The organism is Listeria sp. LM90SB2, assembly GCF_028867355.1.
Taxonomy (GTDB): Bacteria; Bacillota; Bacilli; order Lactobacillales; family Listeriaceae; genus Listeria; species Listeria monocytogenes_B.
This window is the reverse complement of record NZ_CP046449.1, coordinates 1008390-1035296: the sequence shown is the minus strand read 5'-3', so window position 1 is coordinate 1035296 and position 26907 is coordinate 1008390. Positions and strand designations below refer to the sequence as shown.

Below are 26907 nucleotides of genomic sequence, written 5' to 3'. Positions count from 1 at the left end.
AGATTCATTCACATTCCATTAGTATAGCATAACTAGGAGAATTTCGGCTGATTTTTTATTCAAAAATTATTTTGTTTGTCGTTTCATGAGGATCACAGATAATACACCAAACACGACTGCAAAGGCACTTAAAATAAGTAAACTAAGCCCTGTTGTAACTGTTTTATCGCTCCAATAAATCGTAATTCCAATCATTTCTTTTGTTGCATCCATCGCCTGAGTATTACCTGCAAAAACTTGTTGTAATGGCTCTTTCGTCATGATTTCTCGAATGGTAGAAGCTCCGTATGTGAAAGGAAAACATTTCATCGCAGTTTGCACCGTAGCCGGAAGTGAACCAATGGGTAAATAAATCCCTGCAATAAAACCAATAACAGTCCCAACAATCGTCGAAACGGAGCTAAAGGCACTCGCTTTTTTCACCAAACTGGCGATAAAAAACATCATACTACTACAACAGAAAACATTAATTAAAATAACCCCAATTAAACGAATCCAGCTCTCAAAAGGTAAAAATGCTCCGCCAGTCAACCAAATATACATTTCTCCAACAAAAAGTGTTACAACAGACAACAAGAAGGAAGCAACTAGTCCACTAACAATATAACTAATAACAATACGCCATCTGGAAGCTGGTGTTATCGCAAAGCTTCTCGCAATACTTAATTCTTCATCATGTACTTTCAAAGAAAAAACAGCTAACGATACTGTCACAGGTGTAATGGATAAAATCCCCGCAATCACCCAAGTATTCACTAATTCTTGAATCCCTATCGTTTTTCCAGAAGCCTGTTTGAACATCTCTTCCATATTATTTCCTAAAAAAATCGCATACAGCCCAATAATAATTAAAACAGTTAGTAATGACATAAATACAGCTGTTCTATCACGAAAATAAATTTTTAAATTACGACTAATCATTGGAGTCCTCCTTAATCATCGAAATAAAAGCGTCATCTAAGTTCCCTTTAATCACCTCAAAAGAGTCGTAAAATCCTATAGCCTGATTTAAAATAGCCAATATTTCGACATTTTCATCTATGACATCTACACGCATCGTTCTGTTAGTCACTTTAAATGGTAAATTCATTTTTTTCATTATTTTTTGAAGTTCTGCAACTTTTGCATCGTAAAAGAAAATTTTGTCTACAGAAAAACGACTTCTAATGTTTGCTGGTGTCCCTTGCGCGATGATTTTCCCCTTATGGATTACAGCCAACTGATCCGCATCTTTGGCTTCTTCTAAATAATGTGTCGTTAAAAACACCGTCATTCCTAATTCTTCTCGCAAATAATCAATAATTTTCCATACACTCACTCTAGTTTTTGGGTCCAGTCCGGTCGTTGGCTCATCTAGCAGCAAAATTTCTGGGTCATGCATAATTGCCCTAGCAATTTCCGCGCGACGTTTTTGACCACCAGACAATTTTTCAAAACGCCGATTTAAAATATCCTCAATCCCCATAATAGAAGAAACTAGCGCTAATCGTTCCGTAATTTCTGCTTTTGTTTTCCCATATAAACTAGCACGATTATATAAATTTTCGCGCACCGTGAGTAAGTCATCCAACACATTTTCTTGGAAAACAACGCCTAGTTTTTGTCTAAATAATTTACGGTTTTTAAATGTCAATTTTTCATCATCAATGAAAATTTCTCCCGAAGTTGGTTCGCTTTCTGTGCAAATCATGCTAAGCGTAGTCGATTTACCCGCACCATTTTCGCCTAGAAAAGCAAATAACGAGCCTTTTTCAACTTCTAAATTAATACCTTTGACAGCCTCGATTTTGCCAAATTTTTTAACTACATTGATCAATTTTATCATTTTGTCTCCCTTTCTCGCATTTCTGCTAGTTTTTGATTAATTTCATTACTGAATTTCACATCACGGAAGCTGAAGAAAATATGCATTACAAGGAAAGTCACACAAATAAAGCCCAAAATAATCATAAACCCAGCTATGTTATGATACCAATCCAGCAACCAACCAAGCCCTAAAATTGCTGCGCCAATAAAGAGGAAGAAAGCAATCAAACGACTGTAAAAAGCACGTTTCGTTTTCACTGAGTTATTAAATAATAATTGCTGTATGAATGTTGTCACAATACTAAAACCTAGCATAATAAAAATATCCCGGATTGCGACCGTTTCTGATTCTCCAGTTGCGATGTAAGAGCAGATCATCGTGATAATAGAGGCAGAAAAAATAAGGCATGCTGATTGTATAAATTGAATTAGTTTTGTACTCATTTCCGCTTACCTCCCATGTTTAATTTTTGCTTTAAAACCTTCGCGTACTGCCGAGAAATAATTACTTTTTCTCGATTTAAAAGTTTCGCTTCAAATTTACCGTTGAAGCCAGGGGCAATCTTTTCAATCCATTCAATATTTAAGATCATTGATTTCGAACATCTGAAAAAAGAACTCTCCTTGAATTTTTCTTCCAGTTCATATAATTTCCAATGGATTTCATAAATTTCTTTTTCCGTATAAACAAAAATCTTACTTTCGACTGCCTCAAAATATAAAATGGCTTTTGGTTCTAGTAAATAAGTGGCTCCATCCTTTTTGACTGAGATTTTTTCAGCTGACTCTTCTATTCCTATTACCATGTTCGTTACTTCTTCTAAATTATCGGGATGGCAATACACATCCACTTCACCAACTGCTAAATTATTATTTTGCTTCACATGGAATTTCATCTGGTTGCCTCCCTTTTTCTTTTATTATAAACGCCATGTCAAAAACTACAAGCTGATTTCAGTAACATGCATTTTTAACTAACTAAGATGCAAAAAACTCGGTAGTACTATAATAGCACTACCGAGTTTTCCTTAATTATTTACTTTCGCAACAAGTGCTTCCACTTTATCCTCAAAATCTGCTGGTTTCATTTTAGATGGGAAACGTTCAACAACTTCTCCATTTTCATCAATTAAGAATTTCGCAAAGTTCCATTCTACTTTTTTACCACCCGTTTGTTCGGTTAAATATTTATAAAGTGGGCTGGCATCTTTGCCTTTTACTTTAATTTTGGAAAACATTTGGAAAGTCACACCATAATTCATTTGGCAAAATTCTAAAATTTCCTCATCACTGCCAGGATCTTGTCGCAAAAACTGGTTACACGGGAAACCGAGGATTTCAAAATTAGCGCCACCCAATTTTTTATACATTGCTTCGAGACCTTCTAATTGGGGTGTTAAGCCACATTTACTCGCAGTATTCACGATGAGTAATACCTTACCTTTATAATCACTTAAAGCTATTTCTTTGCCATTCATTGCTTTTTCAGAAAAATCATGGACATTCATATGGGATTCCTCCTATTTCAATATATTTGAAAATAAATATGCATAAACTAATTTTTCTGTATGGTAAAGTGAATCGCGGTGTGTGCGTTCATATGCATGGCTAGCATTAATACCTGGTCCAATCAAACCATGGACAATATCATTACCAGCATTAATTGCCGCACTCGCATCAGATGCATAAAACGGATAAATATCCACTTTATAATCAATATTATTGCTTTTAGCAAGCTCCACTAAATGTTTGCGCAAGCCAAGGTGATACGGGCCACTACCATCTTTTGCACAAATAGAAACAGTGTATTCATCAGACGTTTGTCCGTCACCAAGGGCTCCCATGTCGACCGCTAAATATTCCACCGTTTCAGACGGAATGTTAGAATTACCACCATAGCCAATTTCTTCATTATTAGAGATGAGGAAATGGGTTGTATGAGGAAGCTCCAGTTTATTTTCGTGAATATGATTGATTAGTTGTAATAAAATCGCGACACTTGCTTTATCATCCAAATGGCGAGATTTGATATATTCATCATTAATAATTTGCACGCGCGGATCAAAAGAAACAAAATCCCCTACTTCTATTCCAAGCGCACGAACTTTGTCTGCATCTAATGCTTTTACATCTAAGCGAACTTCCATATTTTTGTCATTACGCTCAGCAGTCCCAGCATCTTTATAGACATGGACAGAAGTTTGATGCATTAATATGGTGCCACTATACAAATCTCCATCACTTGTCTCAATGGTACAATATTCGCCTTCAATCGCGTTAAAACGGTAGCCTCCAATTAAGGTTAAAAGTAATCGTCCGTCTGCTTTAATTTCTTTAACCATTGCACCAAGCGTATCCACATGGGCGGTTAGCATACGGTGTTTCGTGTCGTCTTTCCCAGGAAGCGTTACGATTAATCCACCTTTGTTGTTTAAATGGTAAGGGATTTTTGAAGCATCTAAATCTTTTGCCAGTTTTTCGATGATTTTCCCTGTATTGCCAGTTGGGCTTGGGATAGATGTTAATTCTTTAATTTTTTGCATTGTTTCTTTTGTATTTGGTTCGTATGACAAAAAAATTCCTCCTTTAGTTCGCTTTCTTCTATTATATTATAGCGCTTATCTTGAATATGCGCATTTCTTAGGATTAACTTTTTTCCCAATTTAGTCCTTTTATATGCTATAATTCGGTAGACGAAAAGGGAGGGAATTTTTTGGAACAAACAAAAGTAAAAGCCGTTACCATCGCCGTATTTGTCGCAACATTTATGGCAGCTATTGAAGGTACCATCGTGAGTACTGCGATGCCAACGATTGTAAGTCAGTTGGACGGCATAGAGTTAATGAACTGGATTTTTTCTGTTTATTTGCTAACATCAGCAGTGACGGTTCCGATTTACGGAAAACTGTCTGATTTGTATGGACGAAAAAATATTTTTGTGATTGCGACAATTATTTTTATTATTGGTTCATCACTTTGTGGATTTGCACAAAATATGGAACAATTAATTATTTTTCGCGCGATCCAAGGTATTGGAGCAGGTGGGATTTTACCATCTACTATGACGATTATCGCAGACGTGTATCCATTTGAAAAACGAGCAAAAGTACTTGGCTTCATGGGTTCCGCTTGGGGTATCGCTGGCGTATTTGGACCACTTGTTGGAGGATTTTTAGTAGACCAACTTTCATGGCATTGGATTTTCTTCATCAATGTCCCAATCGGTATTTTAACAATCCTACTTATTTTGCTTTATTTACGCGAAAAAGTGGAACATGTCAAACTACCAATTGACTATTTAGGTGCCTCGTTCTTTACGGTGGCTCTGCTTGGATTATTATTTGCGTTACAGCGAGCCGGGGAATCACTCAACTGGACAGAACCGCTCGTCGTTATTCTTTTTGCCGTTTCGATTGTGTTATTTATTGCTTTTTATTTTGTCGAAAAACGTGCAAAAGATCCGATTATGCCATTTGTATTATTTAAAAACCCAGTGGTGTTAATTGGGAACTTAATTGGTTTCTTGATTAGTGCCTTCCTAATTGGAATTAACGTGTATATTCCAATGTGGGCACAAGGAATGCTTGGGCACGGGGCTACGATTGCTGGATTTATGCTTGCACCGCTTTCAGTTACATGGATAATTGGTTCATTTATCGGCGGCAAACTTTTAATGACGCTTGGAAATCGGCATACGGTTGGCATTGGCGTTTTAATTACTGCTGCAAGTGGATTAATTTTAGCCTTATTCCCCGCTTCCACAAATGATATCTTCTTCTATTTAAATAGTGCATTTATGGGATTTGGTTTTGGGATAATCTTTACAACAACAACTGTTACCGTTCAAGATGCAGTACCGCGATTCCAAACTGGTATTGCTACAGCTTCTAACACACTGTTTAGAACAGTTGGTCAAACAATCGGGGTCGCTGTCTTTGGAACTATCTTCAACTCAGTTCTTACAAGCGAATTCCGCGCTGCAGCTGGCAGTGAAGTAAATCGTAGTAATCTAAACCAACTAATTAGCCCACAAACTTCTGGCAACGTTAGTGCAGACCTTGTTGATCCGCTTCGAGATATTTTATATAGCGGGCTTCATATGGTTTTCTGGGTTATGTTTGCTTGCTGTATCGTTAGTTATTTTATTCATTTTATCTTACCGAAAAAACATATTTCCGGTGAAAAATAAAAAGTTTGGCTCCGCGGAGCCAAACTTTTTATTTTATACCATTTTTTTATAAATAGTTATCGCAAAAACATACGCAACAACGGTAATTCCGACACACCAAGCAAGCGCAATCCAAATATCATTCCCGATTGGTTCTGAATACAGCAATCCACGTATCGTATTAACAATTGAGGTCACGGGCTGATTTTCTGCAAAAACACGAACTGCAGTTGGCATCGTATCTGTTGGAACAAAAGCTGAACTAATGAATGGTAAAAATATGAGCGGATAAGAAAATGCGCTTGCTCCATCTACTGATTTGGCAGTTAAACCAGGAATCACAGCAACCCATGTGAGCGCTAATGTGAATAATAGCAAAATACCGGCTACAGAAAGCCATTCCACTATTCCTGCCGATGAACGAAAACCAATAAGAAGAGCAACTAAAATAATGAGCACAATAGAGATAACATTAGAAACTAAAGAAGTTAAAACATGACCCCATAATACCGAAGAACGACTAATTGGCATAGAATGAAATCGTTGAAATAATCCTTTTTGTACATCTGTAAATAATCGTACCGCCGTATAAGCAATCCCACTTGCGATTGCCATCAAAATAATTCCCGGCAACAAATAATCTACGTAATTGTCTGTCCCCGTTTGAATTGCGCCTCCAAGCACATACACAAACATCAACATAATCATAATTGGAATAATGGCAACTGTAATAATCGTATCAGGACTACGCATAATATGACGCATGGAGCGACCAAATAATATGCTTGTATCACGAATTGCTTTCATTTTACTTCCTCCTTCCCATTAATAATTGCTAAGAAAATTTCTTCTAGTGATGGTTGTTTTTCGATATATTCTACTTCAGCTGGCGGGAATAATTTTTTAAGTTCATCCAAGGTTCCATTTGCAATAATGGTTCCACCGTGAAGGATAGCGATTCTATCCGCAAGCTGCTCTGCTTCATCTAAATATTGCGTTGTTAGTAATATAGTTGTTCCTCCATCAGAAAGTGTTTTAATCGTTTTCCAGACTTCCATTCGCCCTTCCGGATCAAGTCCAGTTGTTGGCTCATCAAGAAAAATCACATCTGGGGAGCCAACGAGACTCATCGCAATATCCAGTCGTCTTGTCATTCCACCTGAATAAGTGTCTGCACGCCGATCCGCAGCTTTTTCAAGTCCAAAACGTGCCAATAAGTCATCTGCCGTTTGTGCTGGATTCTTTTCACTACGTAACTTAGCAATGAGTAAAATATTTTCTCGTCCTGTTAAAAGTCCATCTACTGCCGCAAATTGTCCGGTAAGACTAATATGTTTCCGTACTTTTTCCGGCTCCGTTTTCACATCAAAACTAGAAACTGTAGCAAGTCCATTATCCGCTTTTAAAAGAGTCGCTAAAATTTGGATGGTTGTCGTCTTGCCCGCACCGTTTGAGCCTAGTAATGCAAAAATTTCGCCATGTTTTACTTCAAAATCCACACCTTTCAAGACTTCTGTTTTCTTAAATGACTTTTCCAAACCCGTGGCTTTAATCATCACTTCTTTCATTTGAATACAACCTTCTTTCCATTTTTTATTAAAACTCCACTACTCAGTAATACAGGTATTCTGTATCACTTATTACTACTACATAGTAACACCGAGTTGCTATCATGTCAATAAAAAAGTCATTTTCTTTTTATTAATCAGAAATGACTTTTGATTTTGTACATAAAAAAACCGTCCGCTGAACGGACGGTTTAAAATTATTTCACTTTATAAATCCAACCTTCTGGAGCTTCTACATCTCCAAATTGAATGCCACATAGTTCATCGAATAAACGCTTCGTTACTGGCCCCACTTCTGTTTCACTATGGAATACATGGAAATCATCTTTGGTTTGAATACCACCAATTGGTGTAATAACCGCTGCCGTTCCACATGCTCCAGCTTCTTTAAACTCATCTAATTTATCAATATATACATCACCTTCTAATGCTTCTAAACCTAGACGATGCTCTGCCAAATAAAGTAACGAATACTTCGTGATACTTGGCAAAATAGAAGGAGAATACGGCGTAACAAATTTATCATCTTTTGTAATACCAAAGAAATTAGCAGAACCAACTTCTTCTATTTTTGTATGAGTAGCTGGATCTAAATAAATACAATCACCAAAATTGCGTTCTTTTGCAGCCTGGCCTGGAAGTAAACTTGCAGCATAGTTTCCGCCTACTTTTGCGGCACCCGTACCATTTGGAGCAGCACGGTCAAAATCGGAAACAATAAAGTTAGTTGGCGCCATTCCACCTTTGAAGTAAGGGCCGACTGGTGAACAGAAAACAGAGAAAATATACTCTGGGGCTGCATGAACACCAATATTGTCACCTACACCAATAACAAATGGACGTAAATAAAGTGTTGCACCTGTTCCATACGGCGGTACAAATTCTTCATTGGCACGAACAACTTGCATAACAGCATCAATAAATTTTTCAGTTGGGATGTGAGGCATTAATAAACGCTCACAGCTTTTTTGAATACGAGCAGCATTCCGATCTGGGCGGAAAAGATTAATTGAACCGTCCTTACAACGATATGCTTTTAAACCTTCAAAACATTGTTGTCCGTAATGAAGCGCTGTTGAACCCTCACTAATATGTAGCGTATTATCTTCTGTTAGCGTACCTTCATCCCATTCCCCGTCTTTCCAATAAGAAATGTAACGCTTATCCGTTTTAATATAACTAAATCCTAAATTACTCCAGTCAATATCTTTACTCATTCAAAATCCCCACTTTCTATCATTAAAACAGAATTATTGTATGTTTCAGTATAGCATATTAAATAGCATTATTGCAGTGATGTCTCGTGAAAAAGAAATTTTTTTCAAATAAATAGGCAAAATGTTCTTTCTTTTAACGTAATTCATGCTAAAATAGAGTAACTTTTCAAAAAACAATCCCCTATGAAGGAATGATTTCAAGAAAGGAGAGAATGAAAATGACAGCTCACAAAATGTTAGATGAGAAATTTTACAGTAAATCGCTAGGAGAGGAACTTGATTTAATTATCTGCTTACCACCTGATTTTTCTCCACTATACAAATATCCACTTTTCATTGTACAAGATGGTAAAGATTATTTTCAGTTTGGCAAACTTGCGCGTCACTCCGAAGAATTAGCGCTAAATGAGCAGATTCAAAAAGCCATTTTCATTGGTATCCCATACAAAACTGTTATGGATCGTCGCGAAAAATATCATCCGGACGGTAAACAAAACGATGCATATATCAGATTTTTAGCATTTGAACTCGTTCCTTATCTTGAAGAACGCTTTCCTTCTTTCCAAATGCCTACTAGTAGATTCCTGATGGGAGATTCACTCGGGGCATCCGTTTCTTTAAAGGCAGCTCTTCTTTTTCCCTTTACATTTGGTAATGTGATTTTACATTCCCCCTATGTGGATGACACAATCCTTACACTTGCAGAAAAAGTAGACCCTTCAAAAGTGAAAATCTTCCATATTATCGGTGACCGAGAAACTGCAGTCGAAACATCCGGAAATGAAGTGCTCGATTTCCTATCACCAAATAAATCTTTAGAGCAAATTTTAACCACTCGCGGATTTGATTATTATTTCCATGTATTTAACGGTGATCATCGCTGGAAATACTGGCAGCCATTTATCAAAGATTCTTTACAATTTATGCTACCAGTGAATACATTTGATTTAGAAAGCATGCGCGCATAAGAAAGGACGGAAACAACTTGACCGTAAAGAAAGTAACAGATGATATTGGCAAACAAGCCGCACTTAAAATTAGAAATGATGTTTTTGTCGTTGAGCAACATGTTGATCCAGCATTAGAATGGGATGAATTCGATGAAATAGATTCTGTTGTAATGTTTGTTGATTATGCAGAAGATGGCACACCGCTTGCAACCGGTAGATTCCGCGAAAAGGATGGTTATGGTAAAGTCGAACGCATCTGTACCCAGAAAATAGCTCGCGGCACTGGGAGCGGCCGGAGAATCATGGAAGCCATTGAATCCGAAGCTAAGTCTCGTGGCTTAACAACCTTAAAATTAGGAGCCCAAGTAACTGCTATTCCCTTCTATGAAAAATTGGGATACGAAACTTGCTCGGGATTGTTCCTTGATGCTGGAATTGAACATAAAGAAATGAAAAAAACATTAACATAGGAAATTTAATAAAAATAGTTATTTCTTTTATATAGAAGAAATAACTATTTTTTTATTAGCTCTATTTCGCCATTTGCCTTCGCACAAACAATTATATCCACATAATGAAGAAATAATCCATGCTCCACAATCCCTGGAATTTGCGCTAATTTTTCTTGCCACATTTCTGCATCCCTAAAAGTTTGATTTACTATATCCAAAATATAGTTCCCGTTATTTGTCACATAGATTTCTCCTGAAGATTGTCTCCGTAAAATTGTTTGAATATGCTCTTTTTCAAGTGTTCTCTCAATTTGCTTCCAACCAAAAGGTATTACTTCTATAGGCAAAGGAAACTTCCCTAAGTTTCTTACAAGCTTCTCCTCACTGACAACCCAAATGTTTTTCAAACTCGCACTTGCTACCATTTTTTCACGTAATAGTGCTCCTCCTCCACCTTTTATTCCTTGAAAATCCGTATCAATTTCATCAGCACCATCAATAGTAATATCTATTTCCGCTACGTCATTTAGCGATTTCAAAGGTATTCCTAAATTTTGTGCTTGTTTGCTTGTTTCTTCAGAAGTTGCCACCCCTGTAATATGCAAACCATTATTTACCATTTCTCCAAGCTTTTCAATCGTGTAATAGACTGTACTGCCCGTTCCAAGGCCCACAACCATTCCATCTTTAATCCACTCACAAGCCTTTTCTCCTGCTATCTTCTTTTGATTAATCATATTCCAACCTCTTTTCTAGCATTAAAACATTACTATATCTATTGTTTCATTATACTCGTACCTACTTTCAAGTTCAAAATATGCATATTTTCCTAACCTTACAAAAATGTAATTAGACATTTAAAGACAAATGTATTACAGTAAGTAAGTATTAAACGTTTATTTTTAATATTTGTAACACAAATGAAATAATAAAGAGGTGGATTTATGAATAAAATAAAACTCATTTTGCAACATCCAGCAACTATTTTTACAATGAAAACTTTTTTCTACCTTGTTGTTTTGCTAGGATTGCTTTGGTTTTATGGTTTCAAAAACCCTGAAGGTGCGAAATTCATTTACAATGAATTCTAAAAGAAGAAAGGACTGTTAAAAATGGGAATATCAATAATGACAACGAGTATCATAGAAAGAATTGATGCATGGGCAGAGAAGACACCGGATTTCCCTTGCTATGAATATGCTGGAACACGTCTTTCCTATAAAGAACTAAAACGACAATCTGATGCATTCGGCTCTTTTCTACTAAAAAACCTAAATACTGACAAAGAAAAACCTATTATCGTTTACGGACATATGTCTCCCCTAATGCTAGTTGCATTTTTAGGCTCTATCAAATCAGGTCGAGCTTATGTACCAGTAGATGTTTCTATGCCAGTTGAACGTATAGAACAAATTAAAAAAGCAGCTGATCCTTCTTTGTTTATTTGTACAGAAGAGCTACCTAGTAACCTTACTATTACTGGTTGTCCGGTACTAACACAAGATCAGCTAATGGACGCCTTAGAGAAACATTTCGGAGAAGTTCCAGATAAAGAAGCATGTGTAAAAAATGATGATAACTACTATATTATTTACACATCCGGAAGTACAGGAAATCCTAAAGGGGTTCAAATCAGTCAAAACAATCTAGTAAGTTTTAGTAACTGGATATTACAAGACTTTTCTTTAAGCCAAGGATTGCGTTTCTTAAACCAAGCACCCTTTTCCTTCGATCTATCCGTTATGGATTTATATCCAAGTTTACTATCGGGTGGAACGCTTGTACCTCTTGATAAAACAATTACTGCGAATATGAAAGATTTATATCGTGAAATACCTGCTCAAAACTTGGATGTATGGGTTTCTACTCCTTCTTTTGCTGATTTGTGCTTACTAGACGATAACTTTAACCAAGAAAATAACCCTGGCTTAATTCGTTTCTTATTCTGTGGTGAAGTACTTGCCAAGAAAACAGCAAGCGAATTGCTGAACCGTTTCCCAGATGCAGTTATTTACAACACATACGGACCTACAGAAGCAACCGTGGCTGTCACTCAAGTAAAAGTAACTCGAGAGGTTATCGATGCTTATCCAAGCTTACCACTTGGCGTTATTAAACCAGATATGCGTTTACACATCGTTGACCAAGAAACTGGTGAGGTTCTTCCAGAAGGCGAAAAAGGAGAAATTGTCCTGATTGGTGCTAGCGTTTCTAAAGGTTACTTAAATGAACCTGAAAAAACAGACCAAGTATTCTTCGACTATAAAGGTTATCAAGCTTATCGCACAGGAGACTCTGGCATTATCAAAGACGGTTATCTGTTCTTCCAAGGACGTCTTGACTTCCAAATTAAACTGCATGGTTATCGCATCGAATTAGAAGATATCGAAAACAACCTAAAAAAAGTAAGTTACATTCAAAACTGCGCTATTATTCCTAAAATGAAAGATGAAAAGGTAGATATGTTGGTCGCACAGGTCATCCCTACTAACCATGATTTCGAAAAAGAATACCAGCTAAGTGCAGCAATAAAAAATGAACTGAAAGAATTTATGCCAGCATACATGATCCCAAGAAAATGGATTTACAAAACGGAATTCCCGTTAACTATGAATGGCAAAATCGATCGCAAGGCGCTTAATAGCGAGGTTAACAAGTGAGTTTACCATACGGCACAATCCTTTATTTTGGAGTACTTGTACTATTTTTGATTCCTATCATAGTAGCTGGTTTGTTAGGAAAAAGATTACCGATTTATAATGCTTTTGTGACACTCGTATTTTTATACTTTATGTTCTCAGCAAGTCCAGTCCAAGGAGCTACTTTTATCTTCTTTGTCTTCTGGCAACTTGCTCTTGTACGACTTTACTTCCATTACAGGCAGGAGAAAAAGCAGAACCACGGCGGCGTATTCGTCATAGCAGTGATTCTGTCTATTCTCCCCCTTATTATCTCTAAAGTTGTTCCAATTTTAGGAGACAATGTTACAATGGTTGGTTTCCTAGGGATTTCCTACTTAACATTTAAAGCGGCACAAATGATTATTGAAATACGCGATAACTTAATTAAACAGTATAACGCGTGGGATTTTGTTAATTTCTTACTATTCTTCCCGACTATATCATCCGGACCGATTGACCGATTCCGTCGCTTTAAAAAAGACGTGGATAATCCGCCTAGTAAAGAAGCTTATCTAGCTTTATTAAACCGAGGAATATTCCTTATCTTCCTTGGTTTTCTCTACAAATTCATTATCGCTTACTTAGTAAACAAACATTTTGTTGTTCCACTAGACATCGCGATTACACACCATGTAGACACAACAAAGAGTTTAATTGGTTATATGTATGCCTATAGTATGTATTTATTCTTTGACTTTGCAGGTTACAGTGCCTTTGCAGTTGGGGTTAGTTACTTACTCGGCGTTCAAACACCTATGAACTTTAACAAACCTTTCGCAGCTCGCAATATTAAAGAGTTCTGGAATCGTTGGCATATGACGCTTTCTTTCTGGTTCCGCGATTATGTATTCATGCGTTTCGTATTTTGGGTTACAAAAAAGAAATGGTTTAAAAGTAAGTTCACTATTGCCTACCTAGCATATTTCGTTAACTTTTTCATCATGGGTGTATGGCATGGACTTCATTGGTATTACATCGTTTATGGCCTTTATCAAGCAACACTAATTGTTGGATTTGACCTATTCGAACGCTTTAACAAGAAGCACAAATTCTATCCAAAAAACAAAATTACTTATGTAATCGGCGTTTTCATTACATTCCAATTTGTTTGTTTCGGATTCCTGATATTCTCAGGTATTTTAGATAAAATTAATTTTTAAAACTAACTAAAGGTGGTAATTTATAATGGCTTTTCGTGAAAATGTATTAGAAATCTTAGAGGAAATTACAGAAACGGATGAAGTAGTACAAAATACAAATATTAAATTATTTGATGAAGGCTTGCTTGATTCTATGGCTACGGTTCAACTTTTAATTGAAATTGAAGAAAAATTAGATATCACTGTACCTGTTTCCGAATTTGACCGCGACGAATGGGCTACTCCTGAAATGATTATTACACAACTCGAGGCGCTAAAATAATGAAAAAAAAGCTGTGGATGACATTTGGGCCTTTACTGGTCGCATTCGCGGTTTTCCTTTTCGTTCTATTCGGACCTAGTAGCTTATTCTCTAAAGTTTCTTCTGAAACCGTAGAGAAAAGCGCTACATCAATGAACGAATCCGTCATCCAAGGCTTAGACATCCAGAAAAAAGCTTTACAAGAAGGAAACTATTTACCAATTTATGGTTCTTCAGAGCTTTCCCGCGTCGACCCATTTCATCCTAGCGTAGTCTCAAAAAAATACAATCAGGGCTATACACCATTTTTACTTGGTCGCCCAGGTACACAATCATTAAGTCATTTCTTAGACGTAAATGCACTTGGTGATGATTTAAAAGGAAAAAAAGTAGCGGTAGTTTTATCTCCACAATGGTTCCAACCTAAAGGCGTTTCTGACCCATCATTTGGTGCCAATTTTTCCCCTCTTCATGCATATAAATTCGCATTAGAAGATACGAAAAATACGCCTGAACGTCGCTATGCAGCTAAACGTTTATTATCTTTTCAAGTAGTTCAAAGTGACTCTACATTAAAAAAATTACTCGAAAACATTGTCGCAAAAGGGCCTAAAAAACCTCATGATCCAAAACTTCTAAACATTACTGGTAATATCGAACTGAAGATTTTGGAACGTAAAGATGATTTAGAATCAAAATACATCATTGGTTCCAAACAAGATCGCGTAAACAAAGGCCTAAAAGAACTTCCAGAAACTTTAGATTACCAAAAACTAGATGAATTGGCTAAAGAAACTGGGGAGAGAAGTACTGGTAATAACCCTTTTCAAGTCAAAGAACATTATTACCAAAAGAAAATCAAACCAATTGAAGGTAAATTAAAAAATAGCCGCAAAGATTTACGTTATGACCAATCTCCTGAGTTTGCTGATTTACAGCTACTAATGGATGCTTTCAAAAAGGCTGGTGCAGATGTCATTTTCATTAACCCGCCTATCAATGGAAAATGGATTGATTACATTGGTATGGACAAACAAGGTTTAGATGACTATTATGCTAAAACAAAAGAACAAATTGAGAGTCAAGGTTTCCGTTACTACTCTCTAGAAGAATATCAAAATGATGCTTTTTTCTTAGAAGATCCGATTCATTTAAGCTGGCGCGGTTGGGTAAAAATCGACCAAGTATTAGCAGACTTTGTTAAAGAACCAATGCAAACAAACTATAAACCAACACCAAAAGAATATTACTTTAAAGAACATCCAGAAAATGGACCAAAAAAAGACCGTAAGTAGTTTTTAACTACTTACGGTCTTTTTTCTTTAAAATCCAATAATATGATAACCGCTATCTACATGAATTACTTCGCCTGTAACGCCTCGAGATAAATTACTGAATAAGTAATATGCTGTGTCGCCAACTTCTTCCGCTTGTGTCGCACGTTTTAGTGGGGCTCTTTCTTCCACTAGTGAAATAGAATCAGAGAAACCGCTAACGCCACGAGCAGATACCGTTCTGATTGGTCCTGCAGAAATAGCATTTACACGAACACCAATTGCCCCTAAGTCCATAGCAAGGTATCGAACACTTGCATCCAGAGAAGCTTTTGCTACACCCATAATATTATAGTTTTCTACTACACGTTCCCCACCAAGGTAAGTTAATGTTAGTAAACTTGCATCTTCTGTCAACATTTCTAAGTGTTTTAGTGCACGAGCAACAGCTGTGAATGAGTAAGCACTAATTTCATGTGCCTGTAAGAAGCTTTTACGATCTACTTCTAAATAATCTCCAGTTAAAAAGTCTTTGTTAGCGAAAGCAATACAATGTGCTAAGCCACTAAGTTTGCCAGTTTTATCTTTAATTGTTTCAAATGTTTCTGTAATAGCTTCTTCACTTGTTACATCACAAGCTAAGATAAGTGGATTTTGATTTACTTCGCTTAATGAAGGTACTAGTTCTGTAATGCTTTTTTTCGCACGATCGTCCGCATATGTAAATACAAGTTTCGCTCCAGCTTCATTTAGTGAACGCGCAATTGCCCAAGCAATACTACGCTTATTAGCTACTCCCATTACAACATATGTTTTTCCCTCTAATGATAAATTCATGTTCTTTCCTCCTAAAATTGATGCGATTTGTTCGCTTCTTCCATTTTACATGACCAAATAACTTTTTAAAACTCTTATTACTTCGATTTTTGAATTATCTCTTCCATATCTGCTGGTAAAGGTAGATCAAACGCCATATATTTTTCTGTCAAAGGGTGGACTAAATGCAGATGACATGAGTGCAGCGCTTGTCTTTTCAACAAATTCGTATCTCCTCCGTACATATCATCGCCAATAAGCGGATGTCCAATATAAGAGAAATGCACACGAATCTGGTGTGTTCTTCCTGTCTCAAGTTGAATAGCCACATGGTCAAATGCTCTATAGCGCGCGAGAACCTCATAATTTGTTTTGGCATATTTACCTTCAGGAGTAACAAAACGTTCCATTATACTCACTTCTTTGCGTCCTATTGGCGCTTCAATCGAACCCTTTTGTTCTACTAAAACTCCTGATGTAAATGCTTGATAGCGCCGTTTTAGTAATCCTTTTTGCAAAAACGTACTTAATCTAGCATGAGCAAATCTATTTTTGGCGATTAACATTAACCCAGACGTCTCACGATCGAGTCTTGTTACAATATGAATAGCATTCGTCAGTCCTTGCGTTTCATAATGCCCTTTGACAAAATTTGCAACGGATCCATTTGGATGATATTGTGATGGAATAGAAGCCATACCAGCTGGTTTATTGATAATTAATAAAAAATCATCTTCAAAAATAATATCTAAATCGGTATATTCCGCAAGCAATCGTTCATTTTGTTGCTCTGTTGGAAAAGTAAGCCTCACTTTATCGCCTGCTTTTACGTGATACAAAACATTTTGTTCTTCGTTATTTACTTCAATTTTCCCCTCTGCCCCAAATTTCACGGCAGTTAATAATTGTTTCGAAATATGTTTACTCTTCAAAAACGTGCGAAGTAAGAGTCCATCTTCTTCCGTTTCGACTTTCCATTCTAAAAACACATGCTTCCTCCTGCTAGCTTAATCTTCAATAAACGAATCGTGTACACGACGCCAAAATGGAAATGATTTAAATCTGGCAAAGTGAATTTTTTTTGCAGATACTTCATACCGAATTTCTTGTACATCCCGGTGCAAAATGCTCAAATGATCTACAGAAATTTGAAAGTCCTTGTCATTAACCGGTTGTAAACTAACAACATGATGTTTCGGAAAAACTAGTGGGCTACCGATTGTCCGGTACACTCGATTATTAATCGATGCCATCTCTGTTAACTGCATTGCTTCAATAGAAGGATGCATAAGTGCCCCACCTAGCGATTTATTGTAAGCCGTTGTTCCACTAGGTGTTGACATACAAAGGCCATCTCCACGAAATCGTTCAAAATGAATATCGTTAATCACAACATCTACTACAAAAGGGCCTCCTGAACTTTTTACAGTTGATTCATTAAGCGCTAAATATGTTGCTTCTTTTTTGCCAATCCCATATTTCACGGTTGTTTTGAGAAGAGGATAGGAAACTTTCTGATATTCTCCTTTTGCTACAAGCTTAACTAATTTATTTGCCTCAGCTGGTCTCCAATCCGCATAAAAGCCTAGATGACCAGTATGAATCCCTATAAAGGCAATTTCATCCAAGCGTTCCTCGTATTGATGAAAAGCAGACAGAAACGTTCCATCTCCACCAATAGAAATAACAATTTCAGGCTCTACGTCATCATATTCCATGTCATATTCCCCAAAACCTGCGATCATATTTAGTCGCAGCAAATCGGATTTTTCGTCCCCTTTGGAAGTAATCATATATTTCATTATTTCTATTCGCCCCTATTCCTACAACTAATTACTTATTTTTCTTTGGCATTACTTGATGCACTGCTTTTTTATCCTTTGATACGTCTTTATTTTGAGAAAAATAAACTTGCGCTTCTTGTATTTCTTCGCGAATTTGCGACATTTCCTCATCTAGTTGAAAAGCAGCCTCAGCAGCACGCTTTAAACGTTTATTGATCGCTTCTGGAAATTCGCCTTGATACTTGTAGTTTACCGAATGCTCAATCGTTGCCCAAAAATTCATTGCAAGTGTCCTAATTTGGATTTCAGCTAAGATTTTCTTTTCTCCTTGAATTGTTTCCACTGGGTACTCAATAACAACGTGATAGGAGCGGTAACCACTGGGTTTCTTGTTTGTAATATAATCGCGTTCTTCTACAATTCGAAAATCATTCCGCTGTCTTAAAAGGCGCACTACTACTTCAATATCATCTACAAATTGGCACATCATACGGAGTCCCGCAATATCCTGCATTTCTTCTACTAAGTGATCTAGTGCAATATGCTTTTGATTGGCCTTATCTAATATGCTCGCAACCGGCTTCACTCGGCCTGTAACAAATTCAATTGGCGAATGATTATTTTCAAGCTCAAATTGTGAACGCATTCCTTTAAGTTTAATTTTAAGTTCTTCCACAGCCTGTTTGTATGGCGCTAAAAAGTCTTCCCAATGATTCAAATCGCTCACCTCAAGTATATTCATGATTAAATTTATGCAACATCAGTTTTATTTTAACACAAAAGCAGTTAATCCACCTTGCTTAAAGTAACCTTTTTTTCAATCCCGTGGTAAAATAAAACCGAAGCATTCAAACGACAACTAAAAGGAGGATGAAAATGATTCTAACATTACTTCAAAACGGCGATTACGAAACTGCGCGCACTCAAGCACTTGCTGAATTAAAAAACAACTCCGATAACGCAGAACTTCATTATTATGCAGCATGGGCCCATGACGCACTCGGTAAAGAAGATGCTGCAATCCCCTTTTATGAGAAAGCCATACAACTCGGTCTTCCAGTTGATTCTCGTAAAGAAGCATATATAGGCCTTGGTAGTACTTACCGTATTACAGGTCAGCCCGAAAAAGCTAGCCTGCTTTTCCAAACCGCTTTACAAGAATTTCCAGATAATAATGCCTTGCGTACTTTTTCAGTTATGGCTAAATACAATCAAGGCTTAGAAAAAGAAGCTTTGCAGGAAGCCTTAATACTCTTGACACAAACAACGAGTGATGAAGACATTTTAAGTTACAAGAAAGCAATTCAATTTTATGCGCAAGATTTAGATGCGACATTTCATTAAAGGGAGCTGAACTATCATGGTCAAAGAACTAGAAATCGAATTTCGTAACCTACTAACCAAAGAAGAATACGATACATTAATAGAAAGTTTTCGAGTGAAAGAAGAAGATTTCTTTGAGCAAACAAATTATTATTTAGACACAGCAAATTTCGGGTTAAAAGAACGTCATTCCGCTCTTCGAATTCGACAATTAGAAACACAGTACCAATTAACACTCAAAACCCCAGAAGCACGTGGACTGATGGAAACTACTCAAATTCTTGGCGAGGACCAAGCAAGTGCCATCATCTCTGGAGCAAATATTCCAGTTGGACCAGTTCGTGACACGTTAAAAGAACTAGGAATCAATCATGAAGACTTACAGGTTTTCGGTTCACTCAAAACAATTCGCGCAGAAAAAGATTATAAAAAAGGCTTACTTGTGTTTGATAAGAATTTTTATGGTTCTATATCAGATTTCGACTTAGAGTATGAAGTGTCTGATTATGATAAAGGAAAAGAGGTTTTTGACAAACTACTTAAAGAATATCAAATCACCAATCAACCTGCCAAAAATAAAGTAGCACGATTTTATCATCACGTATATGAAAATAATAAGTAAGAATAGATACTTTTATAGCAAAAAGACACAAATTCTTAAAAAATAACGAATAAATATGTTAAGCCAATGACAATTATTTGTTAAATTTACATTACGCTGATAAAATAGATATGTAAGTTACAAAAACAAATTTTGTATCAGCTTTTACTGAGCAGTGAATTATTTCTTTTCACACTGGTACATTGAAATGAGTATCTGTTTGAAGATATTTAGAATTTGAAAATCAGGTGATAGCAAATGATTAACCAAAATTTATATTATCAGTCAGTAGCAAATTCCAAGCCAATCGAAATTTATCTATTTTTTGATCCAGCTTGTGATGACTGTTGGAATATTGAAGCGAATATGCTCCGATTACAAATGGAGTACGGGAACTATTTCAAATTGCGCTATGTTCTGCATAATAATTTGCAGACATTTGTATGTAAACAAAAGCGCGCAGGAAATAGTAACCTAAGCTTAAAAGAACAACAAATAGGGGCGCACCTTTCCTATATTTCTTGTCTTGCAGTCAAAGCCGCTGAACTACAAGGAAAAAAACAAGGAATTACATTCTTGCGCAAAATACAAGCAGCCTACTTCCTTGAAAATAAAGATATCGCTAGCGAAGAAGTACTTTATGATATCGCCGTTTCCACCGGTCTAGATTTATCAGAATTCAAAAAAGATCTAGCTTCTACAGTTGCCAAGCGTGCTTATATTGGCGATCAAAAAGTAGCTCAAGAAATGGAAATTCATGAAAATCCTACCGTAGTCTTTTTCAATAAAAATATAGAAGATGCTGGATTAAAACTAAGTGGGCTTCATCGTTATGAAGTTTATGTGCATGTTTTATCCGAGCTTTTAAATGATGCCCCACAACCAGAAGAACGCCCGCAAATGGAAGAATACTTGGCAAAAGTAAAAGTTACTTCTTCCGCTACTATGGCAGATTTTTATGGTGTTTCTGAACAACAAATCGAGCGTCAAATGAAAAAATGGCGTCTCCAACAAAAAGTAGAATTAATCGATGCTCCAGATGGCCAGGCTCACTGGAAATACATCGGAAACTTATAAAAAAGAAGCACCCCCATTCCTGGGTTGCTTCTTTTTTTTACATATTTTCTAAGCGTTCAATCCGCGAACTAATTGGCGGATGAGAGTCAAAAAGACCTGGCTTATTTTTTTTAGACTTTAGAGGTGACGCAAAGTAAATGGACTCACTAGAAGCACTAACTTCTTCCATTTTTTTCGAATCTCCGCTGATTTTTTGTAAAGCTTGGATAAGTCCATCAGGATTTCTGGTTAATTCTACCGCACTAGCATCAGCTAAATACTCTCTATTACGAGATAAAGCAAATTGGATAGCTGTTGCAATAATAGGCGCCAAAATAACAAATATGAGTGCAACGATATAGATAATCGCTTGTGCCCCACCACTGTTATTATTGTCACTCTTACGATTATTTCTGCCACCAGTTAGGCTTCCCCAGAAAATCATTCGCATAGCTAAATCACTAAGAATCGCAATAACAGCTACTAGCGCAATGGCAATCGTTGATAATCGAATATCATAATTACGAATATGAGAAATTTCATGCGCAATAACGCCCTCAAGTTCATAACGTTCTAATTTATTAAGCAATCCTCTAGTAACCGCCACGGCTCCTTTTTCAGGAGAAATCCCCGTCGCAAATGCGTTCGGACTTGCATCTTCAACGATATATACTTTTGGCATCGGAATACCAGCAACCATTGCCATACTCTCTACTGTATCCCACAAAACTGGCGCTTGATCTTTGGATGTAACTTCTTTCGCATGGTTCATCGCCATGACAACAGATGAACTGCTCATTACCATAATCAAAATATAAAATGCACCAATCACTGCCGCGAGTATGAGCCCATTCAGATAGTTATTCCAAACAATTATACCTATAGCAGCGCCAACCATAAGAACGAAAATGAAAAAGCCAAGAATAATAAAAATTGTTTTTCGCTTATTTGCTGCAATTTGTTCAAATAGCATAATTTTCGCTCTCCTTCATGGCTTAAAACTCTACTTTTGGTGCAACGCGTTCTACTTCAGGAATAGAAAGCATGTCACGTTCTGTAAAGTTATGCAGTTTTGCAACGATGTTTGTTGGTACAGATTGTACTTTTGTGTTGTAAGTCATTACGGTTGTATTATAAAGTTGGCGAGAATAAGCCACTTTATTTTCCGTAGTAGTTAATTCATGTTGCAATTCGATGAAAGAAGTATTTGCTTTTAAATCTGGGTAAGCTTCTCCTAATGCAAAAATGGATTTAAGCGCTCCACTTAACATATTGTCCGCTTCGATTTGACCTTGACGATTGTCAGCAGGAACTTCCATCATTTTATTACGAGCTTCAATTACTTGTGTTAATGTTTCTTTTTCATGTTTTGCATACCCTTTAACTGTTTCAACTAAATTAGGAATTAAATCAAATCTACGTTTTAATTGTACGTCAATTTGCGCCCAAGTTTCATCCACACGGTTACGGTATTTTACAAGGCTGTTGTATAGACCAAAATAAATCAATACTAAAATAACAACAACAGCGATAGCAATAATCCATCCTATCATAATTAATCTCCTCCTTCATATGTACTTACCCCATTATACCTTACTTAGGGAGTACACGACAATCCTACTGCAGCATGAGATTTTTATTTTTTCTTCCGCATAAAGTAAAATGGCTTCACAGGTTTATCTACCGGCATTTTAATGGTCATCATTGCATTTGGAGCACGGTCAATTTCTACACCATCTTCATTCCAAAGTACTTCTACAATCTGCTTAAATCCAGTATCTCCTGGCCCGTAAAATTCAATTTCTTCTCCAACACCAAAATTATTTCGTTGCTGTAAAGTAGCGATTTTCGTTTTCTCGTCATATTCCAATACTTGCGCCGCAAAAGCATATTGAGGAATTTTCCGCGTTTTCCCAAATAGTTGTTCGTCCTCGGTTGGTTCTTTATAGAAAAATCCTGTAGATAGTTCGCGTTGTGCAACTTTCCATAATTCTTCTTCCCAAGCTGGATCGAATACATAATTTTCCGGGTCCGCGCAGTAAGCATCTACGGCACGACGGTATACACTTGCGACAGTCGAAACATAATGAATGGACTTCATTCGTCCTTCGATTTTCAAACTATCCACACCAGCATTTACCATATCCGGAATGTATTTAATCATTGATAAATCAACCGCGCTCATTGAAAACGGCTCTTCATCAGTATCCACTAAATTTTTCGAGACACCATTATCAATTTCAAACAAGTCATATTTCCAGCGACAACTTTGCGCACACCCGCCACGGTTCGCATCACGATTAGCCATATGATTTGATAAAGTACAACGACCAGAATAAGAAATACACATTGCCCCATGGATAAATGCTTCCATTTCGACATCCGTTTTTTCGCCGATTTCTTGAATTTCTTGCATGCTAACTTCACGAGCAAGTACAACTCGTTCAAGACCTTGCTTCTTCCAAAATTCTAATGTCTTATAGTTTGTTGCCGAGGCTTGTGTAGATAAGTGGACTGGTAACCCTGGCGCATCTTGAAAACAAATGCTAATGAGCGCTGGATCCGATACAATCACTGCATCAATACCAATATCGCGTAATGTTCGGAAAAATTCCCCAGCACCTTCTGTATCACCAGCATGCGCAACCATATTTGCCGCAACGTACACTTTTGCATTTCGTTCATGCGCAAAAGCGATACCTTCTTTCATTTCTTCAAAGCTAAAATTACCTGCTCGTGACCGAAGACCAAAAGCCTGACCACCAATATATACAGCATCCGCACCATAGCGAATGGCAATTTTTAATTTTTCTAAGTTACCAGCCGGAGCTAGCACTTCTGGTTTTTTTAATATTTTACTCATTTATGCTATTCCCCCTATTTCACATCATCCGGATTTTTCAAATAAAATCCTGCGTCTAGTTTTCGTGTTGGAGGCTGAAGTTCCGTTAATTTATTCACAAAATACTCTGCGACAAATTGACCTTTCATAACAGCTTCTTTCGCTTCAACTAACAGCGATGCGATTTGAACAAAATTCTCTGATTCTGCAAGAACACCATCTAGTTTCCATGTTTTCAATCCAGCCTCATATAAGTCCGCCAAATAAGGGACAAGTGAAACATCTTCGGAAGCAAAAATATGTGTTCCAGACTCATCTTCATAGATTGGTAATTGACTTGTTTCATCATTAGGTTCGCGTAAATAAAGACCACGTTCCTTCGATGTATCATCTTCCAGTTCGACAATACGCTCATAATTCGTTACTAGTTTACGTTTGGATTGGTGAATGCATGTTGGTCCATAAACCAGAACTTCAACTGGGATAGTAAGGCTACTTGCAATGGCTTTGATTTCGCCTTCTGTTAGTTCCCGAGCAAGTACCGCACCAATCGCTCCTTGTTTTTCCCAAAACGAGATTTGTTCTGCGCTAGTTACAAATGTTTGGGCGTCATAAATAAACGGAATCGGTTGAGCCATTTCACTCAAAAGCATAATTGCCCCTGGATCACCGCACGTTACTGCATCCACTTTCATATCTGCAAGATGCTCTAAAAATCCCGGTAACTCTTCCATATGTTCGTTATGCATTAACGAATTTACTGCTACAGTTACTTTCTTTCCTTCTTGATGTGCTAAATGAACTATTTCACGTAATTCTTCGACAGAAAATGAATGCGGCAATCTTAAACCAAATTGGCTATTACCTACATATAGTCTGTCTACCCCCGCGCGAAGCAATTGTTCAGCTTGTTTCATTGAATCTGCTGTCGCAATGATTTCCATGTTTTTCTCCTCATTTCTACAAAAACGTTACTTGATAAATGTATCACAAGAAGACTTGTTACTCAATAAGAATTTTGGCATAAAAAAAGAGACTAGTCTAAGTGACCAATCTCTAATCTATTTTTTCTTCTTTGGTTAATTTAAATAAATTAAGTAATGGGCGATATGTGCTCCCTACTAATCCAAGCGTCTCAATCAATACCTCAATTAAAATGAGTAGTACACCGATTAAAATCATCGAACCCCACAGTGTCGACATCGTGAAAATGAAGGCAAATAAAGAAAATAGTGCGGCAATGGCATAAATCAAAATAACCGTTTGACGATGCGTGAAGCCTAGTCGTAATAAACAATGATGTAAATGCGACTTATCTGCCATCGCGATTGGTTGTTTCGTTACCATGCGTCGTATAATAGCAAAAAGTGTATCAGAAATCGGTACACCTAAAATTAAAATTGGTACGATTAAAGAGATAAACGTAACATTTTTGAATCCCATCACGGATAACACGGAAATAATAAAACCTAAGAAAAGCGCGCCAGTGTCACCCATGAAAATTTTTGCAGGATTAAAATTATAAGGTAAGAAACCAAGTGTCCCAGCGATTAACACACTTGCTATCATAATTACTAGTGCATCTCCCATAATAAACGCCATTCCTAAAATAGTGAGTAAGGCAATGGTTGAAACACCTGCGGCAAGACCGTCCAGTCCATCAATTAGATTTATAGCGTTCGTAATGGCTACAATCCAAATAATTGTGAGTGGGATACTTAACACCCCAAAATGGATTTCCCCACCGAATGGTAAGTTGATAAAGTCGATACTAATGTTACCCCAAAACACAATAATAAAGGCAGCGGTAACTTGGCCGATTAATTTATATCTTGCTTTAAATTCCATAATATCATCTAATAGCCCAGTCAAAACCATGACAAATGCTGCAATCAGAAGCGGCCATAAGAATTCGTTTTCAATTGGGAGTAAAAACATTCCGATAGTAAAACTGATAAACATTGCTAGTCCACCTAAACTCGGAATTGGTTTAATATTAATACGACGTTGGTCTGGTTTATCTGTAATATCAAAGTATAGAGCTATTTTTCGAATTAGCGGTGTAAGTAATACGGACGCGCCAAAACATATCAATATAATCATCCAGCTCATGGCTAGTCCTCCCCGCAAATTTTTTACTCATCTCATTATACTTTTTTATTTGCAAAAAGACAACGAAAATCATTATGCAAAAAAGCTTGGGGCAGACAGATACCGCCTCAAGCTTTTATTTATTGTTTAATCCTAGCTACAAATTGAAATCTACTACCTACATACTGGGAACGCGTAAATTCAAATGGTCGACCGTCTTCTAACATTGTAATCTGCCTGAGTTTCATAACCGGCGATCCGAGTTTCACATCAAGATATGGCGCAATTTTTTCTGATACTAAAGAAGCTTCCATGATTTGTTCCGCTTCTCCAATTGGTTGACCAAGTTTTAATTCAATCGCTTTATAAAGGGAATCCATAATGTCTTCCTTTGTAAGCAGTGAAGCAATTTTTTCTGGAATGGCAGCAACTTCATAAAGAATTGGCACACGGTCGCCGTAACGAATCCGTTCAATTTTCATTACATTGCTGTTTTCTGGCAGTTGCAACGCTTCTTGTTCTTGCGTACTTGCCGGACGAATGCCATACGATACGATTCGCGTCGAAGGAACTTTCCCCTCTTGTAACATCAAATTCGTAAAACTCGTAACCGCTTCAAGTCGTTCGGTTAGTTTCTTTTCCGCAATAAAGGTCCCGGCACCAACACGTCTTTGCAAAATGTTATCATCAACGAGGCCTTGAATGGCTTGTCTTACCGTCATTCGGCTAACGTGAAACATTTCAGCAAGTTGACGTTCAGCTGGAATAGAAGTGCCAACTTTCCAAACACCATCTTCCATTTTCTTTTTAATTTCACTTTGAATCTGAATGTAAATCGGTATTCCTGATTGTTTATCGATCATTTTCCCGCCCTCTT

The 26907-nt window shown here is 37.0% G+C and carries 31 protein-coding genes; 11 read left to right on the top strand and 20 right to left on the bottom strand.

All coding sequences use genetic code 11. The features are described 5' to 3' along the window. Nucleotides 1-66: 66 nt before the first annotated feature. The 6 genes from GL301_RS05095 to GL301_RS05070 all read right to left on the bottom strand — a co-directional run bounded on the left by GL301_RS05095 (nucleotide 67) and on the right by GL301_RS05070 (nucleotide 4379). Nucleotides 67-921, bottom strand: coding sequence for an ABC transporter permease (locus tag GL301_RS05095; protein WP_003726679.1), 855 nt, complete (start codon nucleotides 919-921; stop codon nucleotides 67-69). Further along, complete coding sequence (locus tag GL301_RS05090) at nucleotides 914-1825, bottom strand: ABC transporter ATP-binding protein (protein ID WP_003726678.1); 912 nt, start codon at nucleotides 1823-1825, stop codon at nucleotides 914-916. Before GL301_RS05090 ends, GL301_RS05095 begins: the two co-directional genes overlap by 8 nt. Then, nucleotides 1822-2250: a DUF3021 family protein gene (locus GL301_RS05085; protein ID WP_003730929.1), complete on the bottom strand. Its 429-nt coding sequence runs from the start codon at nucleotides 2248-2250 to the stop codon at nucleotides 1822-1824. Before GL301_RS05085 ends, GL301_RS05090 begins: the two co-directional genes overlap by 4 nt. Continuing rightward, nucleotides 2247-2702 carry a LytTR family DNA-binding domain-containing protein gene (locus GL301_RS05080; protein WP_003726676.1) on the bottom strand — a complete coding sequence of 152 codons (456 nt, stop codon included), beginning with the start codon at nucleotides 2700-2702 and terminating at the stop codon, nucleotides 2247-2249. Before GL301_RS05080 ends, GL301_RS05085 begins: the two co-directional genes overlap by 4 nt. A 132-nt stretch (nucleotides 2703-2834) precedes the next feature. Beyond that, on the bottom strand, nucleotides 2835-3314 hold the full coding sequence (locus GL301_RS05075) for a glutathione peroxidase (RefSeq protein ID WP_003726675.1): 480 nt from the start codon (nucleotides 3312-3314) through the stop codon (nucleotides 2835-2837). Between the two features lie 12 nt (nucleotides 3315-3326). Beyond that, nucleotides 3327-4379, bottom strand: a complete 1053-nt coding sequence (locus GL301_RS05070) for a M42 family metallopeptidase (protein ID WP_274758842.1) — start codon at nucleotides 4377-4379, stop codon at nucleotides 3327-3329. A gap of 140 nt (nucleotides 4380-4519) precedes the next feature. Here GL301_RS05070 and GL301_RS05065 point away from each other — a divergent pair, with 140 nt between their 5' ends. Next, nucleotides 4520-5995 (top strand): LM6179_1298 family efflux MFS transporter, encoded by a 1476-nt coding sequence (locus GL301_RS05065; RefSeq protein ID WP_003727059.1) that lies wholly within the window; start codon nucleotides 4520-4522, stop codon nucleotides 5993-5995. Nucleotides 5996-6028: 33 nt separating this feature from the next. On the opposite strand, the gene lieB is transcribed toward GL301_RS05065, so the two are convergent. The 3 genes from lieB to GL301_RS05050 form a co-directional block, all read right to left on the bottom strand. Then, on the bottom strand, nucleotides 6029-6781 hold the full coding sequence (lieB, locus tag GL301_RS05060; protein WP_003730926.1) for a multidrug efflux ABC transporter permease LieB: 753 nt from the start codon (nucleotides 6779-6781) through the stop codon (nucleotides 6029-6031). After that, entirely contained in the window at nucleotides 6778-7542 is a 765-nt protein-coding gene (gene lieA / locus GL301_RS05055; RefSeq protein ID WP_010958831.1) for a multidrug efflux ABC transporter ATP-binding protein LieA, read from the bottom strand. Before lieA ends, lieB begins: the two co-directional genes overlap by 4 nt. Nucleotides 7543-7739: 197 nt before the next feature. Further along, the gene (locus GL301_RS05050; protein WP_003726194.1) at nucleotides 7740-8759 is read right to left on the bottom strand and encodes a branched-chain amino acid aminotransferase; all 1020 of its coding nucleotides are present in this window, start codon (nucleotides 8757-8759) and stop codon (nucleotides 7740-7742) included. 218 nt (nucleotides 8760-8977) lie between these two features. Between GL301_RS05050 and GL301_RS05045 the strand changes: the two genes are divergently transcribed. Together GL301_RS05045 and GL301_RS05040 are read left to right on the top strand one after the other, a co-directional pair. After that, a complete protein-coding gene (locus tag GL301_RS05045; protein ID WP_003726193.1) occupies nucleotides 8978-9727 on the top strand; it encodes an alpha/beta hydrolase in 750 nt (249 codons plus the stop codon). Nucleotides 9728-9744: 17 nt separating this feature from the next. Further along, a complete protein-coding gene (locus GL301_RS05040; protein ID WP_003727062.1) occupies nucleotides 9745-10179 on the top strand; it encodes a GNAT family N-acetyltransferase in 435 nt (144 codons plus the stop codon). A gap of 44 nt (nucleotides 10180-10223) precedes the next feature. Here the strand turns inward: GL301_RS05040 and rpiA are convergent, their stop codons facing one another. Continuing rightward, on the bottom strand, nucleotides 10224-10898 hold the full coding sequence (gene rpiA, locus GL301_RS05035; protein ID WP_003727063.1) for a ribose-5-phosphate isomerase RpiA: 675 nt from the start codon (nucleotides 10896-10898) through the stop codon (nucleotides 10224-10226). 207 nt (nucleotides 10899-11105) lie between these two features. Between rpiA and GL301_RS05030 the strand changes: the two genes are divergently transcribed. The 5 genes from GL301_RS05030 to dltD are packed head-to-tail and all read left to right on the top strand — an operon-like array spanning nucleotide 11106 to nucleotide 15538. Then, nucleotides 11106-11252, top strand: coding sequence for a teichoic acid D-Ala incorporation-associated protein DltX (locus GL301_RS05030; RefSeq protein ID WP_003726190.1), 147 nt, complete (start codon nucleotides 11106-11108; stop codon nucleotides 11250-11252). Nucleotides 11253-11288: 36 nt separating this feature from the next. Continuing rightward, nucleotides 11289-12821 (top strand): D-alanine--poly(phosphoribitol) ligase subunit DltA, encoded by a 1533-nt coding sequence (dltA, locus tag GL301_RS05025; RefSeq protein WP_003727064.1) that lies wholly within the window; start codon nucleotides 11289-11291, stop codon nucleotides 12819-12821. Then, complete coding sequence (dltB, locus tag GL301_RS05020; protein WP_003726188.1) at nucleotides 12818-14002, top strand: D-alanyl-lipoteichoic acid biosynthesis protein DltB; 1185 nt, start codon at nucleotides 12818-12820, stop codon at nucleotides 14000-14002. The genes dltA and dltB overlap by 4 nt, the downstream gene beginning before the upstream one ends. Before the next feature lie 25 nt (nucleotides 14003-14027). Next, on the top strand, nucleotides 14028-14264 hold the full coding sequence (gene dltC, locus GL301_RS05015) for a D-alanine--poly(phosphoribitol) ligase subunit DltC (RefSeq protein WP_003722794.1): 237 nt from the start codon (nucleotides 14028-14030) through the stop codon (nucleotides 14262-14264). Next, a complete protein-coding gene (gene dltD / locus GL301_RS05010; protein ID WP_003726187.1) occupies nucleotides 14264-15538 on the top strand; it encodes a D-alanyl-lipoteichoic acid biosynthesis protein DltD in 1275 nt (424 codons plus the stop codon). Before dltC ends, dltD begins: the two co-directional genes overlap by 1 nt. A 27-nt stretch (nucleotides 15539-15565) precedes the next feature. On the opposite strand, the gene fabI is transcribed toward dltD, so the two are convergent. From fabI to GL301_RS04990, 4 genes are all read right to left on the bottom strand, one after another. Beyond that, entirely contained in the window at nucleotides 15566-16354 is a 789-nt protein-coding gene (gene fabI / locus GL301_RS05005) for an enoyl-ACP reductase FabI (protein WP_003722791.1), read from the bottom strand. Between the two features lie 77 nt (nucleotides 16355-16431). Then, the gene (locus GL301_RS05000) at nucleotides 16432-17322 is read right to left on the bottom strand and encodes an RluA family pseudouridine synthase (RefSeq protein ID WP_003730922.1); all 891 of its coding nucleotides are present in this window, start codon (nucleotides 17320-17322) and stop codon (nucleotides 16432-16434) included. Between the two features lie 18 nt (nucleotides 17323-17340). After that, complete coding sequence (locus tag GL301_RS04995; RefSeq protein WP_003726185.1) at nucleotides 17341-18135, bottom strand: NAD kinase; 795 nt, start codon at nucleotides 18133-18135, stop codon at nucleotides 17341-17343. A gap of 31 nt (nucleotides 18136-18166) precedes the next feature. After that, nucleotides 18167-18835 carry a GTP diphosphokinase gene (locus GL301_RS04990; RefSeq protein WP_003722788.1) on the bottom strand — a complete coding sequence of 223 codons (669 nt, stop codon included), beginning with the start codon at nucleotides 18833-18835 and terminating at the stop codon, nucleotides 18167-18169. A gap of 158 nt (nucleotides 18836-18993) precedes the next feature. Here GL301_RS04990 and GL301_RS04985 point away from each other — a divergent pair, with 158 nt between their 5' ends. The 3 genes from GL301_RS04985 (at nucleotide 18994) to yjbH (ending at nucleotide 21118) form a co-directional block, all read left to right on the top strand. Continuing rightward, on the top strand, nucleotides 18994-19461 hold the full coding sequence (locus GL301_RS04985; RefSeq protein WP_003727069.1) for a tetratricopeptide repeat protein: 468 nt from the start codon (nucleotides 18994-18996) through the stop codon (nucleotides 19459-19461). A gap of 16 nt (nucleotides 19462-19477) precedes the next feature. Further along, on the top strand, nucleotides 19478-20062 hold the full coding sequence (locus tag GL301_RS04980) for a CYTH domain-containing protein (protein WP_010958830.1): 585 nt from the start codon (nucleotides 19478-19480) through the stop codon (nucleotides 20060-20062). 237 nt (nucleotides 20063-20299) lie between these two features. Next, entirely contained in the window at nucleotides 20300-21118 is an 819-nt protein-coding gene (yjbH, locus tag GL301_RS04975; protein WP_003726182.1) for a protease adaptor protein YjbH, read from the top strand. Between the two features lie 37 nt (nucleotides 21119-21155). On the opposite strand, the gene htpX is transcribed toward yjbH, so the two are convergent. From htpX to GL301_RS04945, 6 genes are all read right to left on the bottom strand, one after another. Next, on the bottom strand, nucleotides 21156-22070 hold the full coding sequence (htpX, locus tag GL301_RS04970) for a zinc metalloprotease HtpX (protein ID WP_003726181.1): 915 nt from the start codon (nucleotides 22068-22070) through the stop codon (nucleotides 21156-21158). Nucleotides 22071-22092: 22 nt separating this feature from the next. Then, nucleotides 22093-22650: a LemA family protein gene (locus tag GL301_RS04965; protein WP_003722783.1), complete on the bottom strand. Its 558-nt coding sequence runs from the start codon at nucleotides 22648-22650 to the stop codon at nucleotides 22093-22095. A gap of 83 nt (nucleotides 22651-22733) precedes the next feature. Next, nucleotides 22734-23960: a peptidase U32 family protein gene (locus GL301_RS04960; RefSeq protein WP_003726180.1), complete on the bottom strand. Its 1227-nt coding sequence runs from the start codon at nucleotides 23958-23960 to the stop codon at nucleotides 22734-22736. A gap of 14 nt (nucleotides 23961-23974) precedes the next feature. Further along, complete coding sequence (locus GL301_RS04955; protein WP_003727071.1) at nucleotides 23975-24883, bottom strand: peptidase U32 family protein; 909 nt, start codon at nucleotides 24881-24883, stop codon at nucleotides 23975-23977. A gap of 112 nt (nucleotides 24884-24995) precedes the next feature. Beyond that, nucleotides 24996-26051, bottom strand: coding sequence for a glycosyltransferase family 4 protein (locus GL301_RS04950; protein ID WP_003734310.1), 1056 nt, complete (start codon nucleotides 26049-26051; stop codon nucleotides 24996-24998). 119 nt (nucleotides 26052-26170) lie between these two features. Then, a complete protein-coding gene (locus GL301_RS04945) occupies nucleotides 26171-26893 on the bottom strand; it encodes a GntR family transcriptional regulator (RefSeq protein ID WP_010958829.1) in 723 nt (240 codons plus the stop codon). Nucleotides 26894-26907 lie beyond the last annotated feature (14 nt).